At 53.8% G+C, this 19999-nt stretch carries 16 protein-coding genes; 6 read left to right on the top strand and 10 right to left on the bottom strand.

Annotation, left to right across the window (positions count from 1 at the left end):
- Window positions 1-261: 261 nt before the first annotated feature.
- From K7X24_RS06180 to K7X24_RS06165, 4 genes are all read left to right on the top strand, one after another.
- The gene (locus tag K7X24_RS06180) at window positions 262-1284 is read left to right on the top strand and encodes an ABC transporter substrate-binding protein (protein ID WP_224553696.1); all 1023 of its coding nucleotides are present in this window, start codon (window positions 262-264) and stop codon (window positions 1282-1284) included.
- A 56-nt stretch (window positions 1285-1340) separates the two neighbouring features.
- The gene (locus K7X24_RS06175) at window positions 1341-2207 is read left to right on the top strand and encodes an ABC transporter ATP-binding protein (protein WP_224553693.1); all 867 of its coding nucleotides are present in this window, start codon (window positions 1341-1343) and stop codon (window positions 2205-2207) included.
- A complete protein-coding gene (locus K7X24_RS06170) occupies window positions 2167-3033 on the top strand; it encodes an ABC transporter permease (protein ID WP_224553691.1) in 867 nt (288 codons plus the stop codon). Before K7X24_RS06175 ends, K7X24_RS06170 begins: the two co-directional genes overlap by 41 nt.
- Window positions 3034-3161: 128 nt before the next feature.
- Window positions 3162-4265, top strand: a complete 1104-nt coding sequence (locus K7X24_RS06165) for an iron-containing alcohol dehydrogenase family protein (protein WP_224553689.1) — start codon at window positions 3162-3164, stop codon at window positions 4263-4265.
- A 76-nt stretch (window positions 4266-4341) separates the two neighbouring features.
- Here K7X24_RS06165 and gltP read toward each other — a convergent pair whose 3' ends face one another.
- Window positions 4342-5658: a glutamate/aspartate:proton symporter GltP gene (gene gltP / locus K7X24_RS06160; protein WP_224553687.1), complete on the bottom strand. Its 1317-nt coding sequence runs from the start codon at window positions 5656-5658 to the stop codon at window positions 4342-4344.
- A gap of 495 nt (window positions 5659-6153) precedes the next feature.
- A complete protein-coding gene (gene cbl, locus K7X24_RS06155) occupies window positions 6154-7107 on the bottom strand; it encodes an HTH-type transcriptional regulator Cbl (RefSeq protein ID WP_224553685.1) in 954 nt (317 codons plus the stop codon).
- A gap of 361 nt (window positions 7108-7468) precedes the next feature.
- Between cbl and K7X24_RS06150 the strand changes: the two genes are divergently transcribed.
- Both K7X24_RS06150 and K7X24_RS06145 read left to right on the top strand, forming a co-directional pair.
- The gene (locus K7X24_RS06150; RefSeq protein ID WP_224553683.1) at window positions 7469-8302 is read left to right on the top strand and encodes an AraC family transcriptional regulator; all 834 of its coding nucleotides are present in this window, start codon (window positions 7469-7471) and stop codon (window positions 8300-8302) included.
- A 248-nt stretch (window positions 8303-8550) separates the two neighbouring features.
- Window positions 8551-9528, top strand: a complete 978-nt coding sequence (locus K7X24_RS06145; protein ID WP_224553680.1) for a DMT family transporter — start codon at window positions 8551-8553, stop codon at window positions 9526-9528.
- 36 nt (window positions 9529-9564) lie between these two features.
- Here the strand turns inward: K7X24_RS06145 and K7X24_RS06140 are convergent, their stop codons facing one another.
- The 8 genes from K7X24_RS06140 to K7X24_RS06105 all read right to left on the bottom strand — a co-directional run bounded on the left by K7X24_RS06140 (window position 9565) and on the right by K7X24_RS06105 (window position 19785).
- Complete coding sequence (locus K7X24_RS06140; protein ID WP_103862064.1) at window positions 9565-10062, bottom strand: TlpA family protein disulfide reductase; 498 nt, start codon at window positions 10060-10062, stop codon at window positions 9565-9567.
- The gene (locus K7X24_RS06135; protein WP_103862065.1) at window positions 10049-10765 is read right to left on the bottom strand and encodes an ABC transporter ATP-binding protein; all 717 of its coding nucleotides are present in this window, start codon (window positions 10763-10765) and stop codon (window positions 10049-10051) included. The genes K7X24_RS06140 and K7X24_RS06135 overlap by 14 nt, the downstream gene beginning before the upstream one ends.
- A 4-nt stretch (window positions 10766-10769) precedes the next feature.
- A complete protein-coding gene (locus K7X24_RS06130; protein ID WP_318013128.1) occupies window positions 10770-11909 on the bottom strand; it encodes an ABC transporter permease in 1140 nt (379 codons plus the stop codon).
- Window positions 11899-13188 (bottom strand): ABC transporter permease, encoded by a 1290-nt coding sequence (locus tag K7X24_RS06125; protein WP_224553678.1) that lies wholly within the window; start codon window positions 13186-13188, stop codon window positions 11899-11901. Before K7X24_RS06125 ends, K7X24_RS06130 begins: the two co-directional genes overlap by 11 nt.
- Before the next feature lie 2 nt (window positions 13189-13190).
- Complete coding sequence (locus K7X24_RS06120; RefSeq protein WP_224553676.1) at window positions 13191-14585, bottom strand: Fe-S-containing protein; 1395 nt, start codon at window positions 14583-14585, stop codon at window positions 13191-13193.
- A gap of 157 nt (window positions 14586-14742) precedes the next feature.
- Window positions 14743-15270 carry an iron transporter gene (locus K7X24_RS06115; protein WP_010285198.1) on the bottom strand — a complete coding sequence of 176 codons (528 nt, stop codon included), beginning with the start codon at window positions 15268-15270 and terminating at the stop codon, window positions 14743-14745.
- Between the two features lie 386 nt (window positions 15271-15656).
- Window positions 15657-17561 carry an FTR1 family protein gene (locus K7X24_RS06110; protein WP_224553674.1) on the bottom strand — a complete coding sequence of 635 codons (1905 nt, stop codon included), beginning with the start codon at window positions 17559-17561 and terminating at the stop codon, window positions 15657-15659.
- 544 nt (window positions 17562-18105) lie between these two features.
- Entirely contained in the window at window positions 18106-19785 is a 1680-nt protein-coding gene (locus K7X24_RS06105; RefSeq protein WP_224553672.1) for a methyl-accepting chemotaxis protein, read from the bottom strand.
- Between the last annotated feature and the right edge of the window lie 214 nt (window positions 19786-19999).

Here is a 19999-nt window from a genome sequence, read left to right as displayed (position 1 = left end):
TTTTTATCCATAAGTGACAAATAAGACTATCTATAGCAAATATTTAGCTAAATAGGTTATTTATTTGTTTTATCACACGCAAGGATATTTAAAATCTCATTTATTCTAACTTATTCCAAAAAACACTTTAGCTGCAACGCGCTAAGAAAATAGGATGCCTTCTTTAATATATTATTTACGACGAATAATTTATTGAAATAATATCTTGTGATTATTCTCTATTTTATTTTCGACCCTATTATTAATAATGAGACAACGATAATGAATCCCTCACTACCCGCGAAAAAATCGACGCGTTTCACACGCCTTGCCGCCATGATTGGCCTGACGTTAACGGCATTTGGCGCGCATGCTGAAGGCACCATCAGCATCGCGCAGCAGTTTGGCATTGGTTACCTGATTCTGGATGTGGTGCGCGACCAAAACCTGATAGAGAAACACGGTAAACAGCAAGGGCTGGATATCAAGGTAGATTGGCGCACGCTTTCTGGCGCGACAGCAATCAACGAAGCCCTGCTGTCCGGTGCGCTGGATGTGGCCTCCGCCGGTGTTCCGCCGATGCTAACCGTGTGGGACCGCACGCAGGGCCGCCAAAATGTGAAAGCCATTGCCTCACTCGGCTCCATGCCCAACTATTTGCTCAGCAATAACCCGGCGGTGAAATCCGTCCGTGATCTGATCGATAAAGATCGTATCGCCGTGCCTGCTGCTGGCGTTGGCTTCCAGTCACGCACGCTGCAAATTGAAACTGCGAAGCTCTACGGCGCGGAGGATTTCAAACGCTTCGACAAGATTTCCGTCAGCCTGCCGCATCCCGATGCCAGCGCGGCCCTTATCGCTGGCGGTTCCGAGATCAACGCCCACTTCTCCAGCCCGCCTTTCCAATATCAGGCGTTAGAACATGCCAATGTGCACAAAATTTTGAGTTCTTATGACGTGCTGGGCGGTCAGGCAACGTTCAACGTGCTTTATACCACGCAGAAATTTCATGATGAGAACCCAAAAACCTACCGTGCCTTCTACGACGCACTGAAGGAAGCCTCGCAGATCGTCAAAGCAGATAAAGCAGCAGCGGCCGACACCTACATTCGGGTAGAGAAATCGAAACTGGATCCTGAACTGGTGAAACGCATCGTCGCCGATCCCGAGATCGATTTCACGATCACCCCTGAACGCACCTACGTTTATGCCGAAAAGCTGCACCAGCTTGGCGTACTGAAAAACAAAGCCGCCTCCTGGAAAGACTATTTCTTTGCAGAAATTCACGAACAGCCGGGCAGCTGAATGCTCAGAGTCGCGCTCATTCGACGAGAACCTCGTCGCTACGCAGGAGAACACGCATGACACACCACACTCACGACACGATTGACCAGCCGCTGTTGCAGGTTGACGGCGTCGGATTGGAATACCGAACGCGGCGCAGTCTGGTACGCGCCACCCATGATGTGAGTTTTGACGTCTTTCCCGCCGAGCGCTTTGTGCTATTAGGGCCTTCCGGCTGTGGTAAATCCAGCTTGCTCAAATCTATCGGCGGCTTTCTGTCGCCAGTAGACGGTGAAATCCGCCTCGACGGCGAGCGCGTCACAAAACCGGGGCCAGATCGCATCATGGTATTTCAGGAATTTGACCAGTTGCCACCGTGGAAAACCGTGCTGGAGAATACGCTGTTTCCGCTGGTTGCCAGCCGTCAGGCGACGCGAGTCGACGCAGAAGAACGCGCCCGCTATTTTCTCGATAAGGTCGGGCTGGCGAAATTTGCCGATGCTTATCCGCATACGTTATCCGGTGGGATGAAGCAACGCGTCGCCATCGCGCGGGCGCTGACCATGCAGCCGAAAGTGCTGCTGATGGATGAGCCGTTCGCCGCGCTGGATGCACTGACTCGCCGCAAAATGCAGGAAGAATTGCTGGCGCTGTGGGAAGAGGTGCGCTTCACGCTGCTGTTTGTCACCCACTCGATTGAGGAAGCACTGATCGTCGGCAGCCGGGTTTTGCTGCTCTCACCGCATCCGGGCCGCGTGCGGGCGGAAATCAACTGCCATCAGTTTGTGCTAAACGATCAGGGCAGCGAAGCCTTTCAGAGCACCGCGCAACGCATTCACCATCTTCTTTTTCCGACCGATGTTGACGCACCTTCACCCGTCACATCCACGCAAGGTAAACCCTATGAGCATTCAGCCCCCCGTGCGGCCCGAGTATCAGCGTGAACTCACACCGCTGAAAGATTTTACCCTCACCCAGCCTCTGCCGCTGACGACGCGCCTGTGGAATCAGACCTGGCTGCGCAAGCTGGTACTGCTGGCTGGGCTGCTCATCCTATGGGAGTTCGCCGCGCGCTGGCAAAACAATGACCTGATGCTGCCGAGCTTCCTGCAAACCTTTCAGGCTTTCCACGACGATCTCGCTAGCGGTGAACTGCCGCAGAAGATGGTGGTTTCACTCGGCACGCTGCTGAAAGGCTATGTCATTGGCAGCCTGCTGGCACTCGCCCTCAGCGCGTTGGCGGTTTCCACCCGTTTCGGACGTGATCTCTTAGGCACATTAACCTCCATGTTCAATCCGCTGCCTGCGATTGCATTACTGCCGTTGGCGCTGCTGTGGTTTGGGCTGGGAGAAAAGAGTCTGGTATTCGTGCTCGTTCATTCCGTGATGTGGCCGATGGCGCTGAATACCTACTCCGGCTTTCTCGGCGTTTCGGAAACGCTGCGCATGGCAGGCCGCAACTACGGCCTGACCGGATTTCGCTACATTAGCGCGATCCTAATACCTGCCGCGCTGCCGTCGATTATCTCCGGCCTGAAGATCGGCTGGGCGTTTGCCTGGCGCACCCTGATTGCCGCTGAACTGGTTTTCGGCGCATCCAGCGGCAACGGCGGGTTGGGCTGGTACATCTTCCAGAACCGTAACGAGCTTTACACCGACCGCGTTTTTGCCGGGCTGGCTTCCGTCATCATCATCGGGCTGCTGGTCGAAGGGCTGGTATTTTCCACCATCGAAAAGGTCACGGTAAAACGCTGGGGAATGCAGCGCTAGCTTGCGCGTTACACCCATTCTGGTTATGCGAAATCTGTCCATTCATAGCCAGAATTGTTCTTTTGCGGCGTTCTGCATCGCTGCTACAACTGATTTATCTTTCCCCACAGAGATGAGAGATCGCGCACATGATTGCAATACAAGCGCCACAAACCTATCTGAATCGTGATGGCGTCATTCGTTCTGTCGGCGAATATGCAGCGCCCTACGCCAGCACAGTATTGATTATTACCAGCCCACAGGCATGGAAAACGACGTCGGATGCCGTCGAACGCAGCCTCAGTGATTACGGCTTACGGTATCAGGTCGAATTTTTGCCGGGCGATTGCACCAAGCCAGCGATAGAAGCGCTGACCGCACAGGCACGAACATTCAGCGCAGAACTGATTTTAGGCATCGGTGGCGGGCGCGTGCTGGATGTCGCCAAAGCTGTCGGCGATATTCTGGGGCAAATTCCCGTCATCGCTGTCCCCACCATTGCCGCGACCTGCGCCGCCTGGTCACCTATCAGCGTGATATACAGTGACAGCGGCGCACACAACGGGGCATTTCCGCTAACGCGCTTACCCGTGTGGGTGCTGGTAGACAGCGAGATCATCGCCCGCAGCCCTTCACGCTACCTCAAAGCTGGTATCGTGGATGCACTGGCGAAATGGTACGAATTTCAACCCTATTTGCGTCACGGCGATAGCGGATTGGCATTGGCGCTAAAAGCGCAGGCCGCACGGCTGGCCGTAGAGACATTTAATACGTATGGCGAGCAGGCCATCGCGGATAATGAGCAAGGTCTGGTCACGCCAGCCCTGCGCAGCGTGATCGACGCCGTCATCGCATTGGCGGGTCTGGCAAACAGCATGAAAGATGAGGTGCCACGCATTGGTGTCGCCCATGCGATTCACAACAGCATGACGCGCCTGCCGGAACTGCATGACTGGCTGCACGGCGAGAAAGTGGGCTTTGGGCTAGCTGCACAGGCGTTTCTGGAACACGATAACGATGCCGACCGCGAAGAGCTGTTCGCTCAACTGCGCCGCTACGGTAGCCCGATCACGCTAAGAGCCCTCGGCCTGAACGAACGTCCACAGCGGGTTGAAAGTATCGCACAGAACGTCAAAATCACGCCGAAAATTGCCGCTCTTCTGCCTTTTGCAACGGATGCCGAACGTATTGAACAGGCGCTATGGCGCACACAAACCTTAGAAACCAGCGTGATAGATAGCCACGCAGCATGACGGTCGATCAATAAAATAAACGGGCACCTCGATCACTCGACGCGCCCGTTCATAAGCTATTCAAACTATATCGGGATTATCCCTGTTGGGCTGGTTCCGTGCTTATCCCTTTAAGCTCACGCTCATAGGCCAGTGCTTTCTGTTCATCAAACTGGTTTTCCCACTTGGCAATGACCAGCACCGCCAGCGCATTTCCCACCACGTTCAGTGCCGTACGTGCCATGTCGAGGATACGGTCAACGCCCGCAATGAACGCCAGACCTTCCAGCGGAATACCGACGCTGCCCAGCGTCGCCAGCAGCACGACAAACGACACGCCCGGCACGCCAGCAATGCCTTTGGACGTCAGCATCAGCGTTAACACCAGCACGATTTCCTGCCCAATCGACAGCTCGATGCCGTAGAGCTGTGCGATGAAGATCGCCGCAATACTTTGGTACAGCGTAGAGCCATCGAGGTTAAAGGAGTAACCGGTCGGCACCACGAAGCTGGTAATCGACTTCGGGGCGCCATAGGCTTCCATTTTTTCGATGATACGCGGCAGCACGGTTTCGGAACTGGCGGTGGAGTATGCGAGGATCAGCTCATCTTTCAGGATACGGATTAACAGGGTAATACGCAGCTTACACAGACGTGCAACGATACCGAGCACCACCAGCCCAAAGAAGAAAATCGCGGCATAAACAAGCATAACCAGCTTGGCTAACGGCCACAGCGACGCAAAACCGAAGTTGGCAACCGTGACAGAAATCAGCGCAAACACCCCAACTGGCGCATAACGCATGATCATGTGCGTCACCTTGAACATGGTTTCCGACACGCCGCGGAAGACGTTCAGCAGCGGTTCGCGGTGATCTTTCGGCAACGAAGATAGCCCCAAACCAAACAGCACCGAGAAGAAGATGATCGGCAGCATTTCGCCGTGTGCCATTGCCGCAAAGATATTCGGCGGAATCAGCGACAGCACCGTCCCCACCAGACTGTGCGAACTGCTCTGCACCTGCTCGGTGGTCTTTTGATACTGCGAGATATCAACGGCGGTCAGCGTCGACATATCGATGCCGTGACCCGGCTGGAAGACATTAGCCAGCGTGATGCCAAGAATAATCGCCACTGTCGTGATGATTTCAAAATAGAGGATGGTTTTGAAACCGATGCGTCCGAGCTTTTTGGCATCCCCTACGCCCGCAATCCCGACAATCAGCGTGGCGATCACGATCGGGACAACAATCATTTTGATCAAGCGGATAAAGATGTCGCCCGCGGGGCTAAGAATATTACTGATGAGCCACTGGCGGCTTTCTTGCTGTTCATGCAGCACGGCCCCGAGTGCAATACCCAGAACCAATGCGATAAGGATTTGCCAGGCAAGGCTGATTTTTTGTGTTTTCATCGTCATTTTCCGTTTTAAACTCCCCGCCATCATAAACATGGCGCTAGCGCGACTCCGGCGCAATGCGAACCGAAAAAATCAACGTGGAGGTGACTGACTAGTGAGAAGGATGTCTGATGGATTAACCCGCCATACTTCAAGCTGCATATGTGTTGTTCAAAACGCACACGTTTTGTCCTGCAACTCGAATTATTTAGGGTGAATTTTTTATTGTGATGCCAAAACCGTTAACATAATTATTCAATAAAAATGCACAAGTATTTGTATCACTTAACAAAAATACAGACATAAGTTATTGTTATAGCAGGAATGCTACTATTGCAGCACGATCAGATCAAGCAGATTATCGGCACGATAAACCATATTTATGCTGAATCAAGTACAGTAAACGGCGGGCATCGCGGCACAAAAAATCGCGACGAAATCGAAAGGAAAAGACCTGCCCAGTCAGAAAAAATGCTGGCTGGGCATCGGGTTAGGAAACGGTTATGTCATTCAGATTTGGTAATCAATCACCGCTTCATCGTTATCCGAGAACACCTTATCTTTAATGTCATCCAGCGACAGTTCTGTATTACATAGCTGAATAAATTTCCAGGCATAGTTACGCTGTAACTGTCCCTTTTTTAACCCCAGCCAGACCGTGTTAGCTTCAAACAGGTGCTCAGCATTCAACCGTACCAGCCCTTTGTCACGCACCGGATCGAATGACATATCGGCCACAATCCCCACCCCAAGCCCCAGCTCAACATAGGTTTTAATCACATCCGAATCCTGCGCACTCAACGTAATATCCGGCGACATACCTACCGCCTGAAACGCACGATCCAAACGTGAACGCCCCGTAATCCCCTGGCGATAGGTAATCAACGGCTCCGCATTCAGCATCTCCAGCGTAATAACGGGTTCCTGCGCCAGCGGATGGTACTCCGGCACAATCACCGAATGGTGCCAACGATAGTAGGAAAACGCCGCTAGCGAGGGATCGTTAATCAACTGCTCACTGGCAATACCGATATCGGCTTCACCGGAATGGAGCATCGCCACAATTTCATCCGGCGTGCCCTGATTCAGTACCAGACGCACCTGCGGATACAGCGAGCGGAAGGCTTTAATCACTGGCGGTAGGCTGTAACGTGCCTGTGTATGCGTCGTCGCGATCACCAGTTGACCAGTGTCGTTATTGGTGAAAACATTCGCCAGCCGCCGGATATTGCTGGCGTCATTCAGGATGCGCTCAGCCACCACCAGCAGTTCTTTCCCTGGCTCGGTCATACCTAACAGGCGCTTGCCGCGACGGATGAAGATTTCAATTCCCAGCTCTTCTTCCAGCTCGCGGATGTGGCGACTCACGCCGGATTGAGAGGTAAACAGCGTATTCGCCACCTCGGTCAGGTTGTAATTGCACCGTGCTGATTCACGAATAATCTTCAGTTGCTGAAAGTTCACCTTTCACTCCCTTGTTCTTTATTACAGATAGCAATATTGATGCAAGTAATGAGAGTCAGAACAAATAAGCAAATGGAGTTGATTATATTTTTTTATACTAACGGTATGTCTGCCGCGCAGCCTTACCTAACAAGGAATAGACATAAACATTAAAATCAAACAGTTATATGGAATCATTTTTGTCACATGCGCACCGTCAATCAACCATTTCGCTATGATTTATTCCTTTCTGGTCTATTTATCTCCGCGCTTTTATTCCCTTTTTCGCGTATTTCTTCTCAAGCTAAATAGGACACACGACTTCAAGCTGATGTGCTATCACTGCTATGATGACGGTCAGAATCAGAGAAAAGGTGGCAGCATGCAGGGCGTACCGGAACACTTTACCGATGAGAGAGACTATGCCCAATTCCGGCACTTGCCAGCGCTGCCCGGCATCGAGCTTTATCACGCGCACATCTGCCGTTATGCCTTTGAGCCACACACGCATGAGGCGTTTGGCATCGGCACTATTGACGACGGTGCGGAGCGGTTCCGCTATCGTGGAGCCAAGCACATTGCGCCTGTCGATTCGTTAGTGTTGATGAACCCTGATGAGCTGCACACGGGGGAATCCGCGACGGAAGATGGCTGGCGCTATCGCATGATCTATATCCCGCCCGATGTGCTGGAGAACGTCTCCGGCGAGAAAGGTTGGTGGTTTACCGACGTCGTACGCCACGATCCCGCTACTGCGCGTCAACTGGCGATGACGCTGGCCGCCATGTGGCAGACGACCGATCCCTTGGCGAGTGAAAGCCTGCTGCTGTCGCTGATTGCGCTTTTCCGGCCTCACGCGCGTATTGCACAACGTCAGATTATTGAACCGTTCCATCGCTTTGATGTGGTGAAGGCTTACTTACGGGAAAACTTCGCCCACACGATTACCTTAAAAGAGCTGGCGGCGCTGGTTTCCCTGAGTCCATATCATTTCCTGCGCCAGTTCAAAGCCCAGTTTCATGTCACGCCGCACCAGATGCTGATGGCGATTCGACTGTATGAGGCCAAGCAGTTGCTGACGCACGGTATGGCGGCCGCCCATGTCGCCGTCGCCGTCGGGTTAACCGATCAGGCGCATCTGACTCGCACCTTTGCCCAGCGCTATGGCGTCACGCCCATTCGCTACCAAAAGCAGGTGTATCCAGTTCGCCGCTAACGCTTTCAGCACGCATGCTTTCACCGCTTCCCCACAGATGATATACCCTAAATAATTCGAGTTGCGTGAAGGCGGCAACCGAGCGAATCCCCAGGAGCTTACACAAGTAAGTGACTGGGGTGAGTAAGGGCAGCCAACGCACAAGCAGCTTGAAGTATGACGGGAATAAACAGCAATATCCTACAATAATTTGCCGCTGACTCTCCCTAGACTGGCGCGATGCACTATTGTGAAAAAACGGGTTTATTATGCTGATTGGTGTTTTATTTGCGCTTGCCGCCGGACTGATGTGGGGGCTGATTTTCGTTGGGCCAGTGCTCGTACCGGACTACTCTGCCGCCTTGCAGTCCACTGGACGCTATCTGGCTTTTGGATTGATTGCCTTACCGCTGGCGTGGCTCGATCGCCGTCGTCTGCGCCAGCTAACCCGTAGCGACTGGCTGGAGGCCACGAAGCTCACGATTATCGGTAATCTGCTGTACTACTTTCTGCTCGCCAGTGCGATTCAGCGCACGGGCGCACCGATCTCGACGATGATTATCGGCACCCTGCCCGTGGTGATTTCTGTCACCGCGAATGTGTTGTATAGCAAGCACGATGGCCGCGTAGCCTGGCGTCGGCTGCTGCCGTCGCTGCTGCTGATTGCGGCGGGGTTGGTCTGCGTCAATATTGCAGAGCTGAAGGCAAGTACGGCCACATTCGATTTATGGCGTTATGCCAGCGGCATTGCGATGGCCTTTCTCGCCGTAGTCTGCTGGACCTGGTATCCACTACGCAACGCCCGCTGGTTGCGCGACCACAAAGGCAATACGCCGACCACCTGGGCCACGGCGCAAGGGCTGGTTACGCTACCGCTGGCGCTGTTGGGGTATATCGTGGTCTGTGGCCATCTGGCGCTAACGGATAGCACCTTTACGCAGCCGTTCGGCCCACGGCCTGAGGTCTTCATCCCACTGATGCTGGCGATTGGGCTGTTTTGTTCGTGGATCGGTACGCTGTTCTGGAATGAAGCCAGCCAGCGTCTGCCGACGGTGCTGGTGGGGCCGTTAATTGTGTTTGAAACGCTGGCGGGGCTTGCCTATGCCTTCATCATCCGGCAATCCTGGCCGCCGCTGTTGACGCTCTGTGGCATCACCTGCCTGATTATCGGAGTGATCTACGCCATGCGGGTGAAACCGGAACCAGTGATTGTGGAAGTTCAGGTGCCGATTTCACGAACAGAGTAAACGCACGCTTGACATGCTGTGGAAATAAGCCGGTCTTTATGTCCGGCTTGCCAGCTTCTGAAACAGTTCGGTCAGTTGCGCTTCATCCCTCGCGCCCTGATGCTGATCGATCACTTTGCCGTTCGCATCAATAATAAATGAAGTCGGCGTACCGCTGACCTGATAGCGCTCTTTGGTAATGCCTAACTGATCGCGCACCACCGGATAGGTCACCTTATGATGCGCCAGCATTGAGGTGACATCCACGCCGTCAGGATCGGTGTTAACCGCCACCACCACCACTTTATCGCCATATTCCTGACTCAGTTTCTCCAGCGCGCCCATTTCGATCATGCAGCCACCACAGCCCGACGACCAGAAATTCAGGTACACGCTTTTCCCCTGCCAGCGTGATAGATCCACCTGCTGCCCTGACAGATCGTAGGCCGCCAGCGCCGGTGCTTGCGCGCCGACGCTAACCTGTTCTTCCTTACAGCCGCTCAGTGCCGCTGCGCCCAGCAGACACAGCGCGGTAATCACGTTACGCCATTTCATGATGATTCACCTCTTCACCAAAATACTTGCCGTGTTGCAGGCGGATAATGCGGTCAGCAAACCGACCTAACTCAGGATTGTGCGTCACCATCACAATGGTGCGCCCCTGCCGATGCAGATCTTTCAGCAGATCCAGCACCCGCTGTTCATTCTCTTCATCCAGATTCCCCGTCGGTTCATCGGCGAAAATCACCGGAGGCTCATTCACCAGCGCACGAGCGATACACACGCGCTGTTGCTCACCACCGGAAAGCTGGCTCGGTAAGTGATCGACGCGATGCGCCAGCCCAACCTGTTCCAGCACGCGCTGCGCCGCCGCTTCATCCACCACGCTATGGTAGTGCTGCGCCAACATTACGTTTTCTAGCGCGGTCAAAAATGGAATCAGGTGGAACTGCTGGAATACCAGCCCAATCTTATCGGCACGGAACTGGCGCCGCCCTTCTTCATCCAGCCCAGCGGCATCGACGCCGTCCAGCAATACCTGTCCTTCACTCACCGTATCCAGACAGGTGAGAATATTCATCAGCGTGGTTTTACCCGAACCGGACGCGCCCATGATGGCGACAAACTCGCCGCGCGCGATACGAATATTGATGTTCTCCAGCGCGGTCACCTGACCAAAGCGTTTATAGAGCTGGCGAGTTTCAATCACCGCCTCCGCGGCCTGCGCCCCTTCCTGCGCGTTCACCTCTACAGACATCGAGCTACTCTCCTTTCAAGACTTTGGCTGGTTCGACGTAGATCGCCCGCCGAGTGGGAACCACCGCCGCAACGGCAGCAACCAATAACGATAGCACCAGCGTGAGCGGGAACACCGGTAACCGCAGCGAGATCGTCGCGTTGAATACGGCCATCCCCAGCACCTGAGCCAGCAGATACCCCAGCAGCGAACCGCACACCACGGCCGCCAGTGCGATGATGCCGGTTTCAGCCAGCATCTGCCGGATGATGTCTCGTCCGCTCGCGCCCAGCGCCTTCTGTAGCGCAAATTCGCGGGCACGTTCACCGACAATCGCCATCAGCGTCGTGTTTACACACAGGGAAGACAGTACGAGGATCACCGCCGATACCAGCCCCATCAGCCCTTTGATTTTATTCAGCACCTGACCTTCCGACGCCGACACCTTCAGGATCGGGCGGATCTCCAACTGCGGATACTGCTGCTGAAGTTGGGCAGCGAAGCGATCGACCTGCCCCAGATCGTTGCTGACGCTCAGCAGCGCATTACTGATCGCGCCCTCTTTATCCAACCACTTTTGCGCCAGACCCAGATTTACAATCAGCATGTTGTCTGTCGCATCGCCGGATTCTACGATGCCTTTGATCTGCAACCGTTGCTTCCCGCCGTCGCCCACCAACGTGATGCTGTCGCCGACTTTGACGTTCAACCGCTCCGCCAGCTTCACCCCGATCATGGCATTACGGTCATCGAAGCTGACGCCAATCCAGTTACCCGTGACCTGCCAGTACGGTGCCAGCTGCCGCAGCGATTCGAACCACACGCCCATCAGCACCACTTTTTCCAGCTCCGTACGCGCCATACCGTACAGATAAGGACTGGACGCATTGATCAACCCAGCAGGTGCGTTGTCGATAATCGGCTGAAACGTGCTTTGTGGAATCGTATTGCCCCGCGCTGGCCCGATGTAAAAATTCGCACCGAAGGTGCGCAGTTCCTGACTCATCTTGGCGTTGATATCGAAATAGACGGCGGACATCGCCGTCACAATCGCCGCTCCCACTGTCAGCGCGGCGAACACTACGCTGACGCGCTGCATACGCAGTCGCAGTGCGCGAAACACCAGCCGCCAGAACATGCTGTTCATCCAGCCATTAGCGCCCATACAGCACCTCCACCGGATACAGTTTGGCGATCCGGCGCGCCGGGAACCACGTTCCGATGATGGCAATCTGCATCGAGATCACCAACACACAGGGGATAACGATCCACGCAAAACTCAGCGGTACGCCGAACAGCATCAGGCCAATGGCTTTCGCCAGCCCCCAGCCTGCAACACAGCCCGCGATACCACCAGCCAGACCGCTCAGCGCGGCTTCGAGATAAAACAGCAGCATGATCTGCCACTGGCGCGCGCCTAGCGCTTTCATCAGCCCGATCTCTTTTGCTCGTTCCATAATGGTGCTCGTCATCAGCGAGGCAATCCCCATCGCTGCCGCCACCAGCGCGGCGAAGGTCACCACTGCCAGAAGCAGTTGGATCTTGTCGATCACCACGCCTTCCGACGCGGCGACCTGCCAGATAGGACGTACCACCGAGCCAGAAATCGCTTCTTCCAACTGGTGCGCAATCGAAGAGACATACGCGGTGCAGTACCAGAGGTCATACTCTTCGGCATTCAGCGCTTCCAGATTTTCCCGCGCCCGCCGCGACAGTTCATTTTCCGGCACGGTCAGCGCCGACACGCGGATGGCCTGAATTTTACCAGCAAGCCCCAGCAGCGATTGCACCGTTGCCAGCGGCATCACCAGACGGCTTTCTTCATCACCGCCGCTGCTCAGAATGCCGCTGACCTCTACCGTTGCGTCTCCTTTTGCGCCGTGCAAGGCGAGTTTATCCCCGACTTTCCAGCCCGTTTGCGCCGCCAGCTGTTTTCCTACCAGCGTCTGCGCCACATTTTCCGTCGTCACCGGTTCCTGCGGCCACTGTCCCGCCACCTGCCAGTAGGGGCTAACGGTCATTTGTCCCGAGCGATAGTCTTCTTCATCCGGCACCGCAACAGGCTGAGAAAAGAAGGTGCCCAGCACGGCAACCGACTGACCCTTGATCTCGACATCGCCGCTCAGCAGCGGCGCAAAGCCGACAATGTTATTGCGCCAGAAGATATCTTTGATGTTCGGCAGCTCAGCCTCATCGAGGAAATCCTGCCCTTCCAGCGGATTACTGCGTTCGCCAAACAGCGCGGGTAGCGCCGCTTGCCCTGCTGGCTCAATCAAAATATTCGCGCCGTAGGACTTCAGCTCACGCGCCATTTTGTCGCCGATGTCGATAGACACCGCCAGCAGCGCAGAGATCAACCCCGCCGCCAAAAACACGGTCAGCACCGCCAGCGATTTACGCCGAATATTTCTGCGCCAGGACTGACGTAACAGTCGCCACAGCATGATTATTCCTCCTCAGCCTGCTCGCCAGCCGCCGCTTTGGCAGTGGCAAATTTCGCGGGACTTTCGCGGAAGCGGTTGTAGTTGGCCTCCGACGAGAAGAAGTACGTTTTACCGCCGTAGCGATATTTATGTTCCGCGTTCACGTTGGTGAGTTTGGAGCCATCAACCGGATCGATAACGTCCATCGACACCACCGTCGAGAAGTAATTCGTGCCTGCCGCCAGTGACGCTCGTCCAATCACCAGCTCATTATCGTCATTGCTCCAGCCTTCAATCGGCACCGGATTACAGCCGCCCGCCTTCCCGATAGAAGGAATGAAAATATGCACACCGCAGGCGACACAAATCACCTGATTGCCTTCCATCACGTAACCCTGATCGCCACACAGCAGGCAGGCGTCAAACACCACGCCAAGACGCAGGCGATCGGGATAGCGGTTAATGATGAAAAAGCGCACGGCCTTGCCGTCATCGGCAATCCACACAAAGCGATGCAGTTTGCCATCGCGCACCTGCTCAATCGGAATATGTACTTTGCCATCGGCCGCCAGCGTCACCGGCTGAGCTTCCGACAGGCGAGGCGGCTGCGACGCGACCTTGTCCCAATAAAGCTGGGCCAACGCCACCACCACCAGCGCGGTGACCGTCGACAGCAGCGTGCGGCGCAGCGTGCGATAGCCTGCTGTCGCTTTACGCTTTTCAATCGCCTCATGCGTGACCAGCATCTGGCGACGCGCATGCCGCAGCGGCCAAACCAGCCCGGCAGCCAACGCTGCCATGAACAATGCGCTGAGGTAATTTAATAAATACGCGCTATTGGTGACGTGCGCCACATAGCTCAGGCGCGGCTTGGTGAGCCCCAGCGCCTGTAACTTCATCAACAGCAGCAGCAGATTACCGCTTATCGGCAACAGCAGAAGCGCAACCAACAGCGCCAGAAGCGGCCAACGCAGTAAACGAATGCGGCGCGCAATCATGCCGCACAGCGCGGCACAGAACACCAGCCAGCCAAACGCCAGCAGCACGGCGCTGAAATTCAGCAGCAGATCGGTATTAACTACATGGGTGGTTGTCAGCGCGGTCAGATTGGGATCGTTGCCCCACTGCACCGCCGCTCCCGCCACCAACAACGCCTGCCACAGATAGCCAAGGCGCGGGTGGGAAAAACACTGACAGACCAGAAACAGGATCAAGGTAAGCGCTTGAAGCGCCGTAAACCCCAGCAGAAACGCTTGCCCGTTAGGAAAATGTACGCCAATAAACGTCCCGGCAAACAGCGCCAGCAGCGTGATCCAACCTAGCGATCTGACTGTCGGCGTGGAACGATGGCTCCAGTTCAGCCCCAGCAATAGCGCTATCGGCAGGAAGGATTGGAGGGTCGTGATAAAAAAATTCATATATACCCGTCACCTTTCAAGTTGCAGGTGCGTCGGTTGAGCGCGATGCCGGGTGGCATCAGCACGCTGGCCGGAAAATCACCGATTCTACGGGCAACAAAAGTGTGCCCGCAGAAGCGTGAACATGGCCGCGACAGAACATCGCGGACAGAAGACCTTATTCTAAGCCGACGTATTTGAAGTCAAAGCTGACATCAAACGGTTTCCACCAGCGGCCTACGCCCGTCTCACCATCGGTGTGGCGGTGCATACCGGCTTTTGATGGCGGATCGATGTGGTAAGTCACTTTGTAGTTGCCCACGCCCATCATTTTGATGTTCGCGCCGTAGTGCGGGCCATCGCTGGCAACCATCGGCATGAAGGTACCTTCCTGCTTCGCACCGGTATCGGTGTTGGTCAGGGTGTAAGCGATGGTCAGGAACGGCATCCACTCACCGGCACCGAAGCCATTCTTGTTACCTTCAGCAGCGTGGATATCGGCTTCCAAATGGATGTCCGCTTTCGCAGCAGGCAGGCCCATCCCACGCGGTTCCATGTCGATAGGTTGCAGATAAACAGCGGCAATTTCCATTTCGTTCATGGAAACCGGCTCACCCGCTGGATATTCTTTAAACGCCAGCGCGGCAGGTGCAGTGAAAATACCGGCAATAACGGCACCCGCAATCAGACTTTTTTGCATATTCATCAAACCCATCCTCATCTCAGTCGTCCCTCTTCGCTTAATTCGCTAAGCGATTGGGGTTGTTATGGTTATTTGCTGCTCTTATACCCTAAATAATTCGAGTTGCGTGACAAAACGTTAGCGTTTTGAACAACGCTTTGCGTTGACCCTTTAGGGCAAGGCCCATTTATGGCCTTGTAACGCGGCAACTGCGCGAATCCCCAGGAACTTACTCAAGTAAGTGACTGGGGTAAGCAAGGACAAATTGGCTTAGCCAATTTGAACGCCGCTTGCGGCGGCCCCTTAGGGCGAGGCTCAGAGATGAGCCGAGTATTGCCAACGCACAAGCAGCTTGAAGTATGACGGGTATATTGCTTCCAGTATTACATTAACGTCGGATGCCTTCTTTATCAGATGGCAGACGCCCTGCGCCGCATCACCCACAGGGCGATTAGCGCCGCAACCACCAGCACACCCTGTGGAATCAGCGTCTCCACATAAGGATAAATCCCCAACCAGGTGATTTCCGGCACGCCGGTCAGCAACGTTGGTTCAAACAGTTTGCCTTCGATCAGTTCCAACACGCCTTTGCCCGCGAACACAAACGCCATCAGGTACATAAAGCAGCCGGTAAACATGAAGAACGGCTTCAGTGGCAGTTTGACAATGGTGTAGCGCATCACGAAGTAGGCGATCAGCAGGATCACACAGCCGATAGCAAACCCAGCCAGAATGGAGAGGTGCCCCGCCATGTTGCTGGCATCACCGACCAGCGCGTAATAGAACAACACCGTCTCCGCGCCTTCGCGATACACGGCCAGAAAGCTGGTAAGCCACAGGCCGATCATGGAGCCGCTGCTTAGCGAATGGGACAGCTTACCTTCCAGATAGGCCTTCCAGTGCCGCGCTTCCACTTTGGACAACAGCCAGTAGCTCATGAAGAACAGCATCACCACAGCGATCAGCATCGTAATGCCTTCCAGCAGCTCACGGCTGGCACCGGAATGGGTGAACACGAGCTGGAAAATGACGGCGGTAATCACGCTACACAGCAGCGCGACGTAAACCGACTGGCGGATCAGCGGCAGCTTGTCCTGCTGATTGTTTTTCACCAGATAGGCCACGATCGCCGCCACAATCAGCAAGGCTTCCAGACCTTCGCGCACAATAATCAGCAGGCTGTAGATCAACAGGCTCCAGTGGGTTTCGCCGCCGTCGCCCAGCATGGCCACGGCCTTCGCCAGTTCCTGCTGCAACGCGTCGGCCTGCCCTTGCAGCTGCTCCGCAGGCTGTTTGGCGTTCATCAGGCTCACCAGACGGGTGAAATAGCCTTCCAGCGTCGATTTGAACGCCGCATCGCGAGAACCAATTTTGTTCTCCATGCCGGTGGCTTCAAACAGATCGAAATAGGTGTCTTGCACCGCCATGATGGCGGGTTTGACCTGGCCTTGACGGTATTGCGCGATCGCAGCGGCAATAGCCTGATTGATATCGTCGGCGACTTTCGCCCAGTTCGCATCCGGCACCGCACCGGTATCCGCGTTCGCGGCAGATGTCGCCGTCACCTGCTGGCTGTCACGCGTTGTTGGCAACCCCGGCAAGGCATCTTCGATATCCTGCAACAGCGTAGTGACCCGATAGGCGACATCCGTCAGTTGATCGGATTGGCTGGCTAACGTAATCAACGCGGAGAATTGTTGATTAATGGAAGCTGCCTGCTGCGCCGAGCGATTCTGCCTGACTGACATCTCCATTTCAGAGTTTTTAAAGCCCTGATAGTGCGCCTGCTGCACGCTCTGGCTGGCCTTTTTGTAATCGCCGGCCTGATATTCCGTCACGGCTAGCGCGAGCTGGTCATCGATGATTTTGAAACTCTGCTGCCAGTACGGCGCAATGTCAGTGTTGTCATAGGCACCGTGCTGCTCCTGTGCGACCAGCTTGTGCCCTTCCGACAGCACGGGCAGAACGGCATCCAGTTCGCCCTTCAGCCAGGATATTTTTGCCTGTACCTCGGCCTGCGGCTTTCCTTCGCCAATCATGCGGCGAATTTCACCGAACGTAGCCTCTAACTGATAGCTTTTTTGCGCGGAAATGTTGATGCGGATAGGGCCTTCAAGGTTTTCAAACACCTCGAAATAGGCCATCTGAACTTCGGTGCGGGCCTCATCCGGCTTTTGCTGCTCATAGAGCTGAGCCGTTTTATCCAGCCGGGTTTCGATATCTTGAATAAATGAGGCGTAATCGGTCGCGGCAACGGCCACTGAAGAGCTAAACAGCCAACACAACATGAGAAGCGTTTTTTGCCAGATAGACATAAGCGAGTAATGAAGCACAAATGATATTTATTCTTATTATCACTTTGAAACCGCCATCTGTCTTGATTTACGTCACGAAAACATAAGCAATAAAGATTTTATTATGTAACAAATAATTTCAATTATCTATTTAACACCCCATAATCCATTGCTTTTACATATTCTTGTAAAAATACGGCTTTTTGATCGCAAAAACGGCGAAAACCATTTTTTAAAACAAAGCAATAATCATACCATTAATTAGATTTCGCCATTTTAATACTAAATGCACTCGTCGTAAATTGGCATTACTTTACACTCTCATAATCAAATTTACATAAAAAACACCACTTTCCCTCTGTAATCCAAGGCATTACGCACATTGACACTCACGCTTTTCACTGGCATTTTTTGGGCGATGGCTCAATAGCCTTCACACCGCAACCCAATGTCAAAGGAACTCAGCAGAGTCCTTTCTGCCCTGTTTGTCACCAGCCTCATTGGCTATCTCGTGCCCAACTCCTGCGTGCTTTCAGCATTTGTCGCGCATTCAACCCACCGCAGATCAGAATTTTTCCCATCCCTCACCATTACGACCATGCACCGACAACAGCGATGAGGTACCCTGCCTGACAGCCCGATGAACAGGGACAGCCATTGCCGGACGAGAGAAATAAGGTTGTGGATCGCTATCCGAATCCAGATTAAATACGTCCACTACGGCAGACAGTTCGCTGGTCTGTTCATCCAGACGAGCCGCCGCTTCTGCCGATTGCATCACCAATGACGCGTTCTGCTGTGTGACGCTGTCCATTTCGTGTACCGCTTGGCTAATCTGTGTAATACCGCGCGTTTGCTCATCCGTTGCCGCCGCAATTTCACCAATCAGATCGTTCACATCCGCGATAGAAGCGATAATGGCCGTCATCGCCTCGCCGGATTGCCGCACCTGCCCTGCACCAGTTTCAACGCGCGAAACCGATTCCGCAATCAGTGCCTCAATCTCTTTCGCCGCCTGCGCACTACGCTGCGCCAACGTACGAACCTCTCCTGCCACCACGGCAAATCCTCGCCCTTGCTCCCCCGCACGCGCTGCCTCAACGGCCGCATTCAGCGCCAGAATATTGGTCTGAAACGCGATACTGTTAATCACCGAGGTGATATCGGAAATTTGCCGCGAGCTGGCACTGATACCCTCCATTGTTGCCATCACGTTAGCGCTGATATTCCCACCTTTTTGCGCCATCTCAGCCGTATCCTTCGCCAGTTGGCGTACCTGATGTACGTGATCGGTAGTCTGCCGTACCGTGGAGCTAATCTCTTCCATACTGGCAGCGGTCTCCTGCAGTGCCGCCGCCTGCTGTTCCGTGCGGCTGGAGAGATTATCGTTACCATCCTTAATGCTGGATGTCCCGTTGTTGATTTCCGTCGTGCTTTGCCGGATGACGGTCACCGTATCACGCAAACTTTTCTGCAACTTCTTGATATCGGGAATCAACCGTCCCGCACAGTTTTTGCCAAATTCCACCAGCTCACAGCCTAAACGACCTGCCGTTAGCTGCGCCAAATGGGATTTAAGCACTGAAATCGGGATAACCAGATAATTCCTCAGATAGTATTCTGTGAAAATCAACACGATGAGGCCAATAATCATCACGGCAATAAGCGAATTACGATTTTGGGTATTGTGCTCATTCACGCTTGGAATCAACGAAGAAGCGGTAATATTGTCCGAATAGCGCTTGATGTCTTCACCAAACGTCAGGCTAATAGGTGGGTAAATGGAACGAAATATTTGTCGAAACCCTTCGTAATCATTACGTTGCAGCGCGGCATTCATCGGATCAATCGCGGTCGCAATCAGAGTACTCCACGTTTTATTTACCGCCTCAACCGTCGCAGGTTCGACACCAACGTGCTCCGCTGCCTGGAATTTCTCCAGCGAATCTTTGGTATTTTTTAGCGCAACCTGCGCCATTTCTAACGTATTCTTAGCGTTTTCTGGCTCGTTACGCTGCAAATAATCCATCGTTCTTTCCATACGGGTTATGGCTCGAAAATATTGATCGGCTCCATAGACCAGATGGGAATACGTTTTTCGCTGAGTCTCACTTTTATCAAGTAAATTGGTGACCTGATAAAGTGAGTAAAGACTGAATCCTGATGCAATTCCCCACGCCAGTAGCAGGGAAGCCACTATGAGCAGCACCATTATTTTTATGCTAATATTTCTTAGAAATTCCATAATGCACTCCGCGACGTTAACAAATATTTCCTGCCCACACGCTCTGCCGGAAAAGTATTTACTTTTTTGCTCATGACGGTGCCGTCCGTCGTATCACACCCTTTATCCCGCGCGATCTGACAGACGTTCTGGAATTCCCTGATTCATTACCCATTAGATGGGAAATTGTGCTCAAAAAAATTAACGAATAGAATGCGTTATCTTCCCTGAAATG

Origin of the sequence: Pectobacterium versatile (assembly GCF_020166435.1) — a bacterium.
Lineage (GTDB): Bacteria > Pseudomonadota > Gammaproteobacteria > Enterobacterales > Enterobacteriaceae > Pectobacterium > Pectobacterium versatile.
The sequence above is the reverse complement of the archived record's forward strand: the minus strand, read 5'-3'. Positions and strand labels throughout refer to the sequence as shown.

Excerpts from the sequence above, each read along its gene's own strand:
- K7X24_RS06180 (WP_224553696.1), top strand. The coding sequence starts at position 262 with ATGAATCCCTCACTACCCGCGAAAAAATCGACGCGTTTCACACGCCTT.
- K7X24_RS06175 (WP_224553693.1), top strand. The coding sequence starts at position 1,341 with ATGACACACCACACTCACGACACGATTGACCAGCCGCTGTTGCAGGTT.
- K7X24_RS06170 (WP_224553691.1), top strand. The coding sequence starts at position 2,167 with ATGAGCATTCAGCCCCCCGTGCGGCCCGAGTATCAGCGTGAACTCACA.
- K7X24_RS06165 (WP_224553689.1), top strand. The coding sequence starts at position 3,162 with ATGATTGCAATACAAGCGCCACAAACCTATCTGAATCGTGATGGCGTC.
- gltP (WP_224553687.1), bottom strand. The coding sequence starts at position 5,658 with ATGAAAACACAAAAAATCAGCCTTGCCTGGCAAATCCTTATCGCATTG.
- K7X24_RS06150 (WP_224553683.1), top strand. The coding sequence starts at position 7,469 with ATGCAGGGCGTACCGGAACACTTTACCGATGAGAGAGACTATGCCCAA.
- K7X24_RS06145 (WP_224553680.1), top strand. The coding sequence starts at position 8,551 with ATGCTGATTGGTGTTTTATTTGCGCTTGCCGCCGGACTGATGTGGGGG.
- K7X24_RS06140 (WP_103862064.1), bottom strand. The coding sequence starts at position 10,062 with ATGAAATGGCGTAACGTGATTACCGCGCTGTGTCTGCTGGGCGCAGCG.
- K7X24_RS06135 (WP_103862065.1), bottom strand. The coding sequence starts at position 10,765 with ATGTCTGTAGAGGTGAACGCGCAGGAAGGGGCGCAGGCCGCGGAGGCG.
- K7X24_RS06130 (WP_318013128.1), bottom strand. The coding sequence starts at position 11,909 with ATGGGCGCTAATGGCTGGATGAACAGCATGTTCTGGCGGCTGGTGTTT.
- K7X24_RS06125 (WP_224553678.1), bottom strand. The coding sequence starts at position 13,188 with ATGCTGTGGCGACTGTTACGTCAGTCCTGGCGCAGAAATATTCGGCGT.
- K7X24_RS06120 (WP_224553676.1), bottom strand. The coding sequence starts at position 14,585 with ATGAATTTTTTTATCACGACCCTCCAATCCTTCCTGCCGATAGCGCTA.
- K7X24_RS06115 (WP_010285198.1), bottom strand. The coding sequence starts at position 15,270 with ATGAATATGCAAAAAAGTCTGATTGCGGGTGCCGTTATTGCCGGTATT.
- K7X24_RS06110 (WP_224553674.1), bottom strand. The coding sequence starts at position 17,561 with ATGTCTATCTGGCAAAAAACGCTTCTCATGTTGTGTTGGCTGTTTAGC.
- K7X24_RS06105 (WP_224553672.1), bottom strand. The coding sequence starts at position 19,785 with ATGGAATTTCTAAGAAATATTAGCATAAAAATAATGGTGCTGCTCATA.